Origin of the sequence: Rhizobium sp. SG570, assembly GCF_012275345.1 — a bacterium.
Taxonomy (GTDB): domain Bacteria; phylum Pseudomonadota; class Alphaproteobacteria; order Rhizobiales; family Rhizobiaceae; genus Rhizobium; species Rhizobium lusitanum.
The window spans coordinates 1-14,422 of record NZ_JAAZQI010000019.1; the positions used below are offsets into that span (position 1 = coordinate 1).

General features: G+C 60.4%; 12 protein-coding genes. All 12 read right to left on the reverse strand.

Annotated elements, in window-relative coordinates:
• Positions 1-71: 71 nt before the first annotated feature.
• Positions 72-908 (reverse strand): ABC transporter ATP-binding protein, encoded by an 837-nt coding sequence (locus tag FHT28_RS28715; protein ID WP_168598062.1) that lies wholly within the window; start codon positions 906-908, stop codon positions 72-74.
• 4 nt (positions 909-912) lie between these two features.
• The gene (locus FHT28_RS28720; protein ID WP_168598063.1) at positions 913-1,896 is read right to left on the reverse strand and encodes an ABC transporter ATP-binding protein; all 984 of its coding nucleotides are present in this window, start codon (positions 1,894-1,896) and stop codon (positions 913-915) included.
• A gap of 2 nt (positions 1,897-1,898) precedes the next feature.
• Entirely contained in the window at positions 1,899-2,756 is an 858-nt protein-coding gene (locus tag FHT28_RS28725) for an ABC transporter permease (protein ID WP_037197682.1), read from the reverse strand.
• 4 nt (positions 2,757-2,760) lie between these two features.
• A complete protein-coding gene (locus FHT28_RS28730) occupies positions 2,761-3,765 on the reverse strand; it encodes an ABC transporter permease (RefSeq protein ID WP_037197680.1) in 1,005 nt (334 codons plus the stop codon).
• Between the two features lie 115 nt (positions 3,766-3,880).
• Positions 3,881-5,782: an ABC transporter substrate-binding protein gene (locus FHT28_RS28735; RefSeq protein WP_168598064.1), complete on the reverse strand. Its 1,902-nt coding sequence runs from the start codon at positions 5,780-5,782 to the stop codon at positions 3,881-3,883.
• A gap of 127 nt (positions 5,783-5,909) precedes the next feature.
• Positions 5,910-7,418, reverse strand: a complete 1,509-nt coding sequence (locus FHT28_RS28740) for an alpha-N-arabinofuranosidase (protein ID WP_168598065.1) — start codon at positions 7,416-7,418, stop codon at positions 5,910-5,912.
• A gap of 223 nt (positions 7,419-7,641) precedes the next feature.
• Entirely contained in the window at positions 7,642-8,568 is a 927-nt protein-coding gene (locus FHT28_RS28745) for a helix-turn-helix domain-containing protein (protein ID WP_037197676.1), read from the reverse strand.
• Between the two features lie 167 nt (positions 8,569-8,735).
• Complete coding sequence (locus FHT28_RS28750) at positions 8,736-9,392, reverse strand: class II aldolase/adducin family protein (RefSeq protein WP_051963631.1); 657 nt, start codon at positions 9,390-9,392, stop codon at positions 8,736-8,738.
• Between the two features lie 32 nt (positions 9,393-9,424).
• A complete protein-coding gene (locus FHT28_RS28755; RefSeq protein WP_168598066.1) occupies positions 9,425-10,813 on the reverse strand; it encodes an FGGY family carbohydrate kinase in 1,389 nt (462 codons plus the stop codon).
• On the reverse strand, positions 10,810-11,868 hold the full coding sequence (locus FHT28_RS28760) for an ABC transporter permease (protein WP_168598067.1): 1,059 nt from the start codon (positions 11,866-11,868) through the stop codon (positions 10,810-10,812). The genes FHT28_RS28755 and FHT28_RS28760 overlap by 4 nt, the downstream gene beginning before the upstream one ends.
• A complete protein-coding gene (locus FHT28_RS28765; protein ID WP_246704973.1) occupies positions 11,861-12,898 on the reverse strand; it encodes an ABC transporter permease in 1,038 nt (345 codons plus the stop codon). Before FHT28_RS28765 ends, FHT28_RS28760 begins: the two co-directional genes overlap by 8 nt.
• Complete coding sequence (locus tag FHT28_RS28770) at positions 12,891-14,384, reverse strand: sugar ABC transporter ATP-binding protein (protein WP_092575219.1); 1,494 nt, start codon at positions 14,382-14,384, stop codon at positions 12,891-12,893. Before FHT28_RS28770 ends, FHT28_RS28765 begins: the two co-directional genes overlap by 8 nt.
• Positions 14,385-14,422: the final 38 nt, after the last annotated feature.

Sequence of the window (14,422 nt, forward strand, 5' to 3'; positions counted from 1 at the left end):
GATGCTGGCCTCCACTCCAGCCAACATCTTGAATCACAAATCAACCAAAAACGGAATCCCTTCCGATTCAGCTAAAAGCAGAAACGCTCTAGCGAAGCTGGCTCCATATCCGGGCTGGCGGATAGCACCGCCTCCTTCAAGGCGCGCGAATAGGGATGCTGCGGATTGTCGAGAACGGCACGCGCGCCGCCCTCCTCCACGATCTCCCCTTTCTTCATGATGATGATCCGGTCGCTGATGTAATAGGCCGTCGCAAGGTCATGGGTGATATAGATGATCGACAGACCGAGTTCTTTCTTCAGCTGGCTGAAGAGGTTGACGATTGCCATTCTAAGGGACGCATCGACCATGGAAACGGGCTCGTCTGCCACCAGCAGTCTGGGCTGCGGTATGAGCGCGCGCGCGATCGCGGTTCGCTGCAGCTGACCGCCCGACAGTTCGTGCGGAAACCGGCCCTTCACTTCGGCAAGCGTCAAGCCGATATGGACAAGCGCCCTGTCGGCCATGCGTTCGATATCGGCCTGGCTTGGCCTGATACCATCAGGTGAAAAATTTCGCGCGGTTTCAAAGAGATATCGATCAACCTTCTTAAGCGGATTGAACGCTTCGAACGGATTCTGAAGGACTGGTTGAACTTCGCGCATGAAGGCGCGCCGTTCAACCTTTCCATGAACGGCAACGGGCCGCCCGCGAAAATTCAGGATGCCCGACGTTGGCGCCGTTTGGCCGAGGATCATCGCCGCGATGGTCGATTTCCCGGAGCCAGATTCACCGACGATGGAGAGAATTTCCGGCTCCTCGCCAAGCCTCAAGCTGACGTCGCGGACAGCCGTGACATGCCGGCGGCTAAGCATGCCGCCCTGACGGTAGACCTTGGTGACATGCGAGAGTGAAAGCAGATCGCTCAAAACTCTATCCTCCCGTCACGGCGAAACAGGCGACGCGACGATCCGGCTCGACGGTCACCATCGGCGGCACCTCGCGGCTGCAGATATCCATGCGCTTGGGACACCGCGGATGAAAACGGCACCCTTCCGGCGGCATGGCGAGATTGGGCGGTCTGCCCTCGAGCGAGGGACGGGTGGAGAGATCGCCGATGCGCGGCAGGCTCGCCACCAGATGCTGCGTATAGGGATGCAGCGGCAGATGAAAGAGCTTGCGCGTCGGCGCCTCCTCGACCAGCCGCCCGGCATAGACGATGCCGATACGGTCGGAGACGGCGGCATGCACGCCCATGTCATGGGTGACGAACAGGAAGGAGGAACCCATCTCGCGCTGTATCTCCCGGATCATCTGCAGGACATCGCGTTGCACGATCACGTCGAGCGCGGTCGTCGGCTCGTCGGCAATGATGAATTCCGGCGTCAGGATGGTGGCGAGCGCAATCGTCATGCGCTGGCGCATGCCGCCGGACAATTCATGCGGATAGGCATTCAGGAGATCGGCATCGAGTTTCAGGCGCTGCAGATGAGCGCCGACCCGATCAAAGAAGGCACCGCGATCGACTTTCATGTGGCGAAAGGCAAAATCCGTGAACGAATGGCGGATGCGCCGGACGGGATTGAGCACGTTCATCGAGCCCTGCATGATATAGGACAGATGCCGCCACCGAAGCGCCGCCCGCTGCTCCGGCGCCATGGCGTAGATATCCTGCGTGCCGCTATTGAAGTGAAACTTCACCGAACCGGAAACTACCCGAAGCGGCGGGCGGATGGCGCCTGCAATCGTCTTGATCAATGTCGTCTTGCCGCTGCTGGATTCGCCGGCGACGCCATAGATCTCGCCGCGACCGATCCTGAGGCTGACATCATCGACAGCGCGCACTTCACGATCGACACCATAGAGGAAGGCCCGGTAATATGCCTTGAGGTTGTTGACCTCGACCACAGGCTCCATTCCTAGCCCCCCATCCGGTTCAAGCGACTGCGCGGATCATTGTATTCGTTCATCGACATCGACAGCAGGAAGAGCGCCATGAAAAGCACGATGATGGCGGCGACGGGTGCTGCGACCCACCACCAGGTTCCGGCGATCAGCGCCGAATGGGCGTTGGCCCAATAGATCATCATGCCCATGGTCGGTGTCTCGATATCGGTGAAGCCGAGCACCGAGAGCGTGATCTCCATGCCGATCGACCAGATCATGTTGTTCATGGTCGTGGCGAAGACGATCGGCAACACATAGGGCAGATGCTCCTGGACGAGGATCTTGGACATGCTCATGCCGGAATAGACGCTCTGCGTGGTAAAGGGGCGCGTCTTCAGGCTGATCGCCACCGAGCGGATCAGGCGCGCGTCATAGGACCAGCCGAGCGAAGCCATGACGATGATGAGCACCGTCCACGTCATTCCGTCCTTCAGCACGAAATAGAACAGGATCAGCACCGGGAACTGCGGAATGACCATGATGCTGTCATTGATCGCCATCAGCACCCGATCGACGATGCCGCCGGCATAGCCCGCCACCAGTCCCACCACCAGCGAGATGATGCGCGACAGGAACGCAACGCCGATACCGAAATAGAGCGTATTGCGGAGCGCCGTCGTGAGCTGCCAGAAGACGTCCTGGCCGCGCGAGGTCGTGCCCAGCCAATATTGCCCGTCGGGCGGCATGTCGGGCGGCAACACATAGATATCTGAAGGACCGTAGGGCGAGAAGTAGGACAGGATCACCAGCCCGACAATGATGGCAAGCAGCAGGAGGCCAGAAAGGAATTCGGTATTCTGGCGGGCAAGGTCGCGAACGATCGTCAGCATGGCCCTACTCCACCTTGATGCGCGGGTCGATCAGCGGACCCAATATGTCGATGATGAAGACTGCGGCAGCGACGCCGACGATCGACAGCGCACTAAGCCCTAGGACGAGACTGTAGTCCCCGGCATGCACGGCCGAGATCAGCAGATTGCCGATGCCCGGATAGCCGAAGACGATTTCGGTGATGACGGTGCCGTTGAAGACCGCTCCGAGCGACATGGCAAGGCCGGTAAACTGCGGCACCATGGCATTGCGGGCGATGTAGGAGCGCAGGATTTTGCGCTTCGGCACGCCGCCGAGTTCGGCGAAGACGACATAGTCCTCGGTGATGATATTGGAGACGAGCGCCCGCATGCCAATGAGCCAGCTGCCAGTCCCTACGAGGATCAGCGACAGCGCCGGCAGGATCGAGTGGCGCAGAATGTCGAGCACCAGCGAAAAGGACAGCCGCAGATCGGTGTTCATCTCATAGCCGCCATTGATCGGCAGGATCGGCCAGAGATAGCCGAAGAGGATGATGAGCACGAAGGCGAGGATATAATAAGGTATCGGCTGCATGGCGATGAAGACGAGACTGACGGCCTTCAGCACCATGCTCTTGCGGTAGTAGCCCGCAAGCGCACCGATCATGTTGCCGAGGATAAAGGTGATGATCACCGAGACGGTCATCAGGCCGATTGTCCAGGGCAGTGCTCTTGCGATGATGGTGGAAACGGGCGTTGGAAATGCCGATAGCGACGGCCCGAGATCACCCGTGGCAAGACGGCCCCAGAAGTGAAGATATTGCTGCCAGACGGAGCCTTCGAGCCCATAGAGTTCGCGAAGCGACTGGCGCATCAAGTCAACGGCACGGGGATCGGACTGCCCCATCTGCTGTATAGCGCCGATGCTTTCCTCGACGGGATCGATCGGCGTCATATGGGTGATGAAGAAGGTCGCGGAAATGCCAAGGAAGACAACGAGCAGGAACTGACCAAATCGCTTCAATACGAAAACTGGATAGGACGTCATGCTGCCGTCTTCCTTGCTGCTTGCGCTTCATCTTTCACTGAAAAGACTCGCCGGACGTGCCTAGTGTCCGGCGAAAGGTGCCTGACGCGGCAACCGCCGCATCAAGGTGGGAGATCTACGGCTGCGCCGGCTTCAGCTTGACCATCATCAACCGGGAGTTAGCCCAGTTGGGAACAGGGTCGGTGTAGGGGGTCGATATGGTCGGATAGCCCTTCCAGTAGGTCGTATCCATCGAGGTGAAGACGTTATAGGACATCAACGGGATGGTCGGCATTTCCCGGGCAACGAGCTTCAGATAGTCCTTGCCGAGCTCGACGCCCTTCGGATCATCGGCACTGACGCGGCGAACGTTCTCGATGATCTTGTCGAGTTCCGGATTGGACCAGCGCTGCCAATTGCGCGGCGCCTGGTTTTCACCCTTCTTGGCAACGAATTCCGAATGCCAGCTGTCGAGGAAGAAGGACAGGTCGGGATCGCCGCCCCAGGTCTCCACGCTCCAGGCGATAGCCACCTGAAAATCGCCTGGCTGGAGCGCGACCTGCCAGAGATTGACGGTCGGAACTGCCTTGGCGTCGATGCCGAAGGCCGCCCATTGCTGGGCGATCAACGTGCCAGCTCGGGTGAAGACAGAGCGCGTATCACCTTCGACCGTCAAGCGGATCTTGAAGGGTTGTCCGTCCGGCGTCATCCACTTGCCGCCGACCTTCTTGAAGCCGGCCTTTTCCAGCAGTTCGGCGGCAGCCTGCGGATCGGGCTTCCACCAGCCATAGCCGAAGGCGGCGCTGATGGCGGCCGGATCGGTCGGGATCTGATCCTTATATTTCGGCTGCTTGCGCAGCATATCGGCGATCTGCTGACCGATGGTCGGATCATAGGGCTTGATCTTGCGCTTGCCAGTATCGATCTCGAAACTCTTCAACCAATCCTGCAGCGGCGCCTGATAGTCCGTCATGGCAATCGCCGTTGGCGGGACGCCGAGGGCGGAGAGCGTCGCGGTGCCACGATAGCTCGCCATATCCACAGCCTTGATATCGATGAGCAACGCAAGCGCCCAGCGTACATCGGCATTCTGGAACAACGGATCCTGATTGTTGAAGATCACGGCCGGCAAGGTCGGATCGGGATGCGCGAAGGGAAAACCGGGGAACCAGCTGTCGACCGTCTTCGATTTTTCCTTCAGCGTGAACATGCCCTCCGGCGTGTTGTCGTGAATGATATCGAGATTATGCTCGAGCTGAGCGATGGTGCGCTTATCCGGCGGGCCGGGATCAACATAGGTGACGTATTTCGGAGCGGGTTCGCCGAAGCGGGCAAGCGAGGTGCGCTGCCAGTCGTCGCGCTTTTCCCAGGTATACCATTTGCCCTGCGGATCATAGGTTTTCAGCTTGTAGGCGCCAAGCGAGACCGGATTGGCGAAATCATAGCGAACCGGATCGGCAACCTTTTCGAAGACATGCTTCGGCATGATCCAGGCGCCGTTCCAGCGCACTGTGAAAATGGCGTGGAAGCGCGAGTTCGGCTTCTTCAGCTTGAAGACGACGGTATAGGGATCCGGCGCCTCGACGCTTGCGACCTGCACCGAGAAAGCGGCGCTCCAGTTCATGCCTGGATGGTCCATCTGCGTCTTGACGGTGTAGACGACATCGTCGGCTGTGAACTCGACGCCGTCGCTCCAGTACAGGCCCTTGCGCAGCTTCACCGTCATCTGGGTGAAGTCGTCATTATATTGCGGCTTGTCGGCGGCGAGCGAATTGTCCCAGGCCGAGCCGCCCAACCCCTTCTCGGGGTCGATGTACCAGAGCGTGTCCATGGTCAATTGCTGCAGGCCGGTCGAAACGCCGCCGCCGCCATTGACCCAGACGTTGAACCAACCGGGATTCTTGACCGTTCCCTCCGGATTTTCGACGATCAGCGTCTCCTTGCGAGGCAAGGCGGTATAATCCTGAGCCTTGGCTGCCGCGATGAGGCCGAACGTGGCCAGTGCGACGCCGAAAGCAAGCTTCTTCCACTGTTGCATGATCTCCTCCCGTTGTTATCGATTGCGCGCTGCGCCCGGACACTGCCGGGCGGACCGCGACTTTCTTCTCCTTACGCTGCCTAGGCCGACCGGGACCGCCTCCTCGCGATCTTGCGGCCGCCAGCTGTCATACCGACAGCCGGATCACCGTGTAGGACAGCGGCTTCAATGTGGCGCGAAGCCGGCCGTCCTCGACTTTCGCATCGCTGGTGCTGGTCGGAACGACCGCATTCGGCCGCGATGCCGTGTTGACCGCCGCCAAGTCCTCATGAACCATCTCGTGCTGCTCGACGACGCGGGCGCCGGCAAAGCCCTCCAGCCGGGTGTCGAGGTCGAGTGCACTGTCCGGATGCCGGTTGACGGCGAACAGCGTGACCATATTGGCCGCCACGTCGTGAACCGCGGAGACATCGAGATAGGGCACGTCGTCGGCCTCGTCGCTGTCGTAGGTCGGACCGTCGGCGACCAGGCGCAGCGCATAACCGCGACCGTATTTCGAGGCGAAATAAAGGGGATAATAAATGGTCTGCCGCCATGCCGGGCCGCCATCCTCCGTCATGATCGGCGCGATGACGTTGACGAGTTGGGCGATACAGGCGATGCGCACGCGGTCGGAGCGGCGAATGAAGGTGTTGAGGATGCCGCCGACCTGCAGCACATCCTCGAAATTATAGACATCCTCAAGCAGGTGCGGCGCATCCGGCCATTCGTCGCGCGCCAGGATATCCTTGTCCTGCTGGTTGGAATGGTACCAGACGTTCCATTCGTCGAAGGAGATGCCAATCGTCTTCTTCGAGCGCTTCTTTGCCTTGATATAGTCGATGACGCCGCCGATGGTGACGATGTAGCGGTCAAGCTTTTCAGCCTTGGCGAGATAGTTGAGCGTGTTCTTCTCGCGGTTGGCGAAATACATGTGAAGCGAGATATGGTCGGCGCTGTCGTAGCACTGTTCCAGGACCTGGGCTTCCCAATCGGGATAGGTCTTCATGTCGGAATTCGACGAGCCGCAGACGACCAGTTCCAGCGATTTGTCGAAACCGCGCATGGCTTTTGCCGTTTCATCGGCCAGACGGCCATATTCATAGGCAGACTTATGGCCGACCTGCCATGGGCCGTCCATCTCGTTACCGAGGCACCACAGTTTGACTCCATGGGGATCAGCCCAACCGTGCTTGCGCCGCAGATCCGACCAATAGGTGCCGCCGGGATGATTGCAGTATTCGAGGAAGTTGCGAGCATCATCCAGCCCGCGTGACCCCAGATTGACGGCGAGCATCGGCTTCGTATTGGCCTTCTTGCACCAATCGACGAATTCGTTGACGCCGATCTGGTTGCTCTCGCGCGTCCGCCAGGCAAGATCGAGGCGCACCGGCCGCTCCGAACGAGGTCCGACACCGTCTTCCCAATTATAGGCGGAGACGAAATTGCCGCCGGGATAGCGGCAGTAGGGTGAATTCAGCTCGCGGACCAGTTCGATGACATCTCGGCGAAAGCCGTGCTCATCGGCGGTCGGATGGCCGGGCTCATAGATGCCTCCGTAGATCGCCCTGCCCAGATGCTCCAGAAACGAGCTGTAAAGTCGATCGTCGATGTCGGCAATTCGGAAATTGCGATGGATGACCACGTCCGCCTTCACGGCTATCCTCCCTTATGTATCATATATCTCGTTCTTATACCTTGATCTTGATACAGTTTTATAGGGTCGTCAACGCCATTGAGGGAGCATTCCGCGTAAATAATCGTGTATTCGCAGTCTACGAATGCAGAAATATGATGATAAAACAATTATCTATAAAAAATATGACGAATTCGAGATTCGGCCCGATTGCGCGCTATATATCATAAAATGTGATTTCTTTTCACGTCAGGTCGATGCGCATCAGAATATCTCGGCCATAATTGCCGAAACCACGACCGAAAATGTTGACGCCACCCGTGTGGCGCGCGTCCTCGGCAATGCCGATCCTCAGACGGATTGAAGAATGCTGGCTGATGGCGAGGTCGTCGACGGTCACGTCGGACGCGACGACGCCGTCGATGAAGGTGCCCTTCTTCGAAATTCGCCAGGTCTTGAGCTTGCCGTATTGCGAGCCTTCGAGCTTCCACCAGCCCGGCGTGAAGGCCCCGCGCTTGTCGCCATAATCCCCCGGCGACGTCCAGGTGCCAACGGCAACGCCGTTGACCCAGATCGTGATGTCGGATGGCCAGTCGGGATTGGTGCCCGGCACTTCGGACGACAGCTCCATCGAGAATTCGATGGCATTGACGGCCTTGTTCAAGATCTTGGCATTGTTGGGGAATTTATATTCCACGTGGCCGCGACCGAACCAGAGAAGGCCGGCCTGCATACGCTGCGGATCGAGGAAATAGTCGGGAACGTCGAGAAGCCCGATCACCCCTTCGGTCGAGCACAGGCCGCAGGGCGCATGCGTCTCGCAGCTCGTATAGAGGCCAATCGGCATGGCAACCTCGATCACATCCTCATCATGCTTGAAGGCCGTATCCTCGAAGCTCACAAGGATTTCGTCGTAAAGCGCCGTGCAGATCTTCTGGTAACCCTTGCGCGCCTTGGCCGCCTTGGTTTCGACAAGACCGGCCTCCTCCAGGATCATGATGCCGGTGGCGACGGTCGACTGCGGCAGATCCAGCTCGCGGGCGATCTCGTTGACGTTCATGGCGCCCTTGGCGCAGAGCAGCTTCAACATGTCGACGCGCGCCGGCGCCGAAAGCGCCCGCAAAACCGCGGCATTCTCACCCGCATAAATTGTCAGAAAGCCGCGCTTCATCGAATCCTGAATGCCCCATCAATAAGCTTCATTTATATCAGGATTTTTGATTTCACAAGAGATATCGACGTAAGATCATCGCAGGCGCCTCCCCGCTCGGCATGAGGACACCATTGACAGCCGATATACCGGGACACGCTGGACGAGATTTGCCTTGCGATTTCGAATTACTGCTTGCGTCTTGCCACGTCGTTGACACCATCCAGATCCGGCGCCTGCCCATAGCTCATATTCTTCATCTGCTGGATCACGCGCGCCATTTCCTCGTCATCAAGAATGGGCGGCTCGCCGAGCGTCAGCGCCTGAACATAGAGGCGCGACAGGGTCTCGACCTCTATCGCCAAGGCGAGTGCAGCCGCGGGCGTCTTGCCAAGCGATATCTGGCCATGCTGGCCGAGCAGGCAGGCAAGCCTGTCCTGCAGGGCCTCGATCGCCGCATCCGAGAGCGCCTGGGTGCCGAAAGTGGCGTAGCGTGCGCAGCGGATCGTCGTGCCGCCGGCAACGCCCGTCATGTAGTGAAAGCTCGGAATGGTCTTGTGATGCACCGCAAGCGTGGTCGCATAGACCGAATGGCAATGCAGCACGCAATCGATGTCCTGGCGGGAAGCTAGAATGTCCCGATGAAAGCGCCATTCGGATGATGGCCGGCGCTCACCCTCGTAGCTGCCGTCGAAATACATCTGCACCAGATCATTGGGCCGCATCATGTCGTAAGGCAGGGAAGTCGGCGTGACCAGAAACCCCTTGGGATTGCGCACCGACACGTTGCCGGCCGTTCCCTGATTGATGCCGGAGGCGTTCATCCGGCGGCAGACCGCCACCATGTCCTCGCGCAGGCTATTGTCGTCATATGTCGTCACGATGCTTGCTCCATTGTCTTGACCAGGGCACGCCAGCGCCTCTGGTATGATGAAAGGTCGGGAAGGCCTGATATATCCGGCGCTTCGGCCGCCAGCGTCACGGGCGATGCCCGTGTTTCGTGCGCGGCGAGCATAGCGGCACCCGTCGCCGTTCCCGTCGTGCTGAGGCTGACCAGCACGCGCCGATCCGGCAACAGCGCCGCGACGACGGCACCATAAAGGGGATCGACGACGAAATTGCCGTCCAGAACCACCGTTTTCGCCGGCGGCAGATCATCCACGCAGGCCGCAGTCAGAAGCGCCGAATAGAGGACAGCAAGCGTGAAGCGGATATTCTCCTCACGGGCCAGCGGCCCCTCAAGATGGCCGCAGCCTGCCGTGCCGGGAAAGAGCCCGTCATCCGAACCGAATGTTGGCACTGCAAAAGTCCCGGATGCGACGATCTGCTGAAGGGCCGGCAGCGAGGCCGGGCCGGAGGCAGTCGCGGCGACAGCGGCAAACTCGCGCCCGCCCATGGTCAGCATGCCGGGCATCGGATTGCCGAACACATCGGCATTGCATGAGTGCCCCGGACGCTCGACATTGAAATCGACGCCGGTACGATCGGTCAGCGCCACGATCCAGGTTCCCGTCGAGATGACCGTGACGTCGGAGAGATCCGCCGCCTGGTAGCGATAGAAATTGGCCGAGGAGTCGTGCACGCCGCACAGAATGCGGGTCGTCGGCTTAAGATCGGTACGCCTGGCAATGTCCGGCCTTATGGGGCCGAGCGTCTCCCAGGCGCTTCGCATCGGCGGCATGAGCCGCTGCCAGCCGCGATTTGCTACGAGAGCAGATGGCCGCCCGTCGGCCGATGCCCAGAGGTGCGATTGCGCGGCCAGGCTCGTCACCTCGCTTGCGAGAACGCCGGACAGGCGGAAGGCCCAATATTGCGGCGTGGCAAGATAGGCGGAGGCTCCAGCAAAAGTCTCGGGCCAGTGCATCTCCTGCCACAGCATCTGCCGCGCGAGATGTGCCGCACCGAGCATGACGGCGCTCGCCCTTTCGCGATGGGAGCCGACAATCTTCCTGTAGTATGCATCAACGTCGGCAGGCGTGGGCTGCTCATAGTCGATCATCGGCAACGCAGCGCCTTGCCTGTCGACCAGCACGCCGCCGGAGCCGTGGGCGCAGGTGACGATCGCGCCGATATCATGCCGGCGGCCGAGCGCGGCCAGGCTGTCGATCAGCCAGTCGTCCAGCCCGTCGAGATCGTGATGGCGATAGGGCGGACCGTCCTTTACGACATTCGGCGTCGACAGAGTTTCCAAGACGCGGCCGTCGTCGCTCGCCGCCGACAGCTTCACATTCGTCTTGCCGATATCGAAGACCGCGACGATGCTCATTTCGAACCATCAAAACGTGAGGGCAGCAATCCCATGAGATAGGGACGCGCCGTCTGAGCCATGGCGACGAAGATGAGGGTGCCGCCCCATATCGCCACGGTGAGATAGTTGCTGAGGCCGAACTGGTTGAAGCCTGAGGAAATGACCTGCAGGATGGCAAGCGCCAGCATCAGGCCGCCGGCCGTGCCGAAGCCGCCGAAAGGATCGACGCCGCCGAGGACGGCCGCAAGAATCGTCACCAGCAGATAGGATTGGGCATAATCCGCGCTGGCCGAATTGAAAGTTGCCAGCATGACCAGCGCAGCAAAGAAGCAGATCAGGCTCGACATCACATAAACGCCGACCAGCACGCGACGCGTGTCGATCGCCGAATAGCGCGCGGCCTCGATGTTGGAGCCGATCATGGCGCAGGCGACGCCGAAAGCGGTGCGCCGCAATATGATGCTGACGATCACCGCCACCACGATCAATAGCAGGAAGATCAGCGGTACGCCGACGATCGTCATCGTGCCGATGCGGGCAAATCCGTCCGGTATACCCGAAAGGGCCATGCCGCGGGTCAGATAGATGCTGATGCCGTCGATCAGCGATTTCGTGCCGAGCGTGATGAGGATCGGATGGACGCCGGTATAGGCGATGAGCGTGCCGGTGACGAGGCCGATGAGAAGGCAAAGCGCCAGGCCGGCGACAAGTGCCAGAACGATGACGGCTGCGGCCGAGCCGGCGCTGCTATCGGGCGTGATCAGGCTCTGCATGATGAAGGCCATCAGAAGCGCGCACTGGTTCGTCGTGGCGATGATCGCCAGATTGAGGCCGCCTGTTATCAGGGGCGCCATCATGGCCAGCGACAGCAGCCCCAGCAGCGGCAGTTGATACATGAACGATTGCAGAGTGCCGACCGAGGCAAAGTTCGGAATGAACAGGGAAAAGCCGGCAACCAGCAGGACAAGCAGAACGACAAGCCCTGTATGTGCGCCGGGAATGCCCGCCTTCATGCGAGTCATCAGGTCGGAAAGTCCGTTGTTGAGGTTATAGAGAAGCGGCGGCTCAGCCATTGGATGGTGCTCCCGCGATGATGCGATGGCGGCGGCCCGGCCGTGAACTGATCACCGTGATCGAGGTCGAAACCAGAATGGTGACGCCGATGACGATCTGGAAGAAATAGGAGGAGACGCCGAGCAGGTTGAGCCCGTTCTGCAGCACGGCCAGGAGCACGATACCGAGCAGCACGCCAGGCACGGTGCCGATGCCGCCCGTCAGGCTGGCGCCGCCGAGAACAGCGGCGGAGAGCACGGCAAGCTCGGTATTGTACATGGCATTGGGCACGCTTTCGCCGACCCGGTGGGCCTGCAGGAGCCCGGCGATCGCCGCCATCAGCCCGAGATAGCCGTAGGCGACGAATTGCAGGCGGCCGATATTCATGCCGACCCGCCGCGCGGCCTCGGCATTTCCACCCATGGCATAGAGCTGACGCCCAACCGAAGAGCGGGTCATCCATGCCCATGTAAACAGGGTGACGACCGCCATCGCGACGATCGGAAGCGTCACCCGGACGATATCGCCCGATGCCGTCTCCATCCGCCAGAACACGATGCGATTCGTCCACCAGTCCGGCAGCGTATAGATCGACTTGCCGCCCGAGAAATACATGAGCAGCGAAAAGCTGACGCTCATCATGGCGATCGTGGCGATGATGGACGTGATGCGCACATAGTGGACGAGCAGCGCATTCAGGCAGCCGAGCGCGACACCGATCGCCAGACCGCAGAGGATGACGACAGGCGCGGAAAATCCGAGCTGCGTTGCGAGCAGCGCCGCGCAGTATTGCGCCACGGATGCCGTGGCCGCAAAGGAGATGTCGATGCCGCCGGAAACCAGGACGACGAAAAGCCCCATCGCCATGATCGCCTGCACCGAATAGGTCTCAAGCAGATCGATGATGTTCGCAAGCGTCAGGAAATCACGCGCCGTCAGCGAAAAGACGATCACCACCACGGCAATGACCGCCAGCAGCCACGCTTCCGGGCGGCGCCGCAACTGCACGAGAAAGGACGATCCGGCGGCCATTTGGCTATCCTCATGCATAGATGCGCTCCTTCATGTTGGCCTCGGTGATCTCGCCCGGCACCGCCTCGCCGACGATGCGGCCGGCGCGCATGTGCAGGATACGGTCACAGGTCGCGAAAAGTTCGGACACCTCGTCGGAGATGAGGATGACAGCAACGCCCTGGCGGGCCAGATCGGCGACCACATCGTAGATACCCTGCTTGTTCTTGATATCGACGCCGACGGTGGGGGAATCGAGGATCAGGACCTTCGGCCGCGTGGCGAGCCACTTCGCCAGAACGACCCGCTGCTGATTGCCTCCCGAAAGCGTCTGCACGGCCCGATCGGCTGACGGGACCTTGATGGCGAGGCGCCGCACCCAATCGTCGGCGAGTTGCCTGCGTGCGTTGCCGGGGATGAGCCCAAGCCGGTTTGCCATGCCCCGCATGACCGCGAGCATGATGTTGTCGCCGATCGATTGCTGCAGGATGACGCCAAGGCTCAAACGATCCTCGGAGACGTAGGCGATGCCGGCGCGCACGGCGTCACGGTTGGAGCGAAGCGCAAGCTGCCGGCCTTCCAGGCGAATGCTGCCGTGCTCGGCGCGATGCATGCCGAACAGCGTCAAGGCAAGCTCGGTGCGGCCCGACCCCAGCAATCCGGAGATACCCAGCACCTCGCCGCGACGAAGGGTGAAATCGATATCGGCGAATTCGCCGCGACGTGACAGACCGCTGACCTCAAGGACAGGCTCGGCCTTGCCCATATCGCGGGCGACAATCCAGTGATCGATATCGAGCCCGGTCATCAGATGCGCGATCCTCTTCTCGTTCACCTGATCGGCGGGCCAGGTGCCGACCTTGCGGCCGTCGCGCATCACGGTCACCCGCTCGGCGATCTCGACCACCTCGTCAAGCCGGTGGGAAACGAAGACGACGGCAATGCCATCGGCCTTGAGCCGCCCGACGATCCCGAGCAGACGATCGACCTCCGTCCGCGTCAGCGAGGCCGTCGGCTCGTCCATGAAGATCAGCCGCGCCTCGGCGACGAGGCCGCGCGCAATGGCGACGATCTGGCGCTCGGCAACCGAAAGGTCTGATACCACGAGATCGAGGTCGAGGGTAAAGCCGAGCCTTGCGAGGACTGCACTCGCACTCTCGCGCATCCGCTTCCAGCTGACCGGCTTCAAGAGCCGATCGAGATGGTTTTCAACGGCGATGTTTTCTGCAACGGAAAGATTGGGAAACAGGGACAGATCCTGAAAGATCACCTGGATTCCCAGAGCCTTGGCACGAGCCGGATCAAGCGGAAGAACCGGCTTGCCTTCGATTTCGATGGTGCCGGCCGAGGGCGGATGCACTCCCGCAACGGTCTTGATGAGCGTCGACTTGCCGCAACCGTTCTCGCCGACAAGGCAATGGATCTCGCCTGGGCGAACGTCCCAGTCGATTTCCTCCAATGCACGCACGCCGCCGAACCGTTTGGACAGCCCGGTTAAACGAAGAAACGGAACATCATCGCTCATCGATCCACTCCGATTGTTTGGGTTGGCCGGCGGCGGCA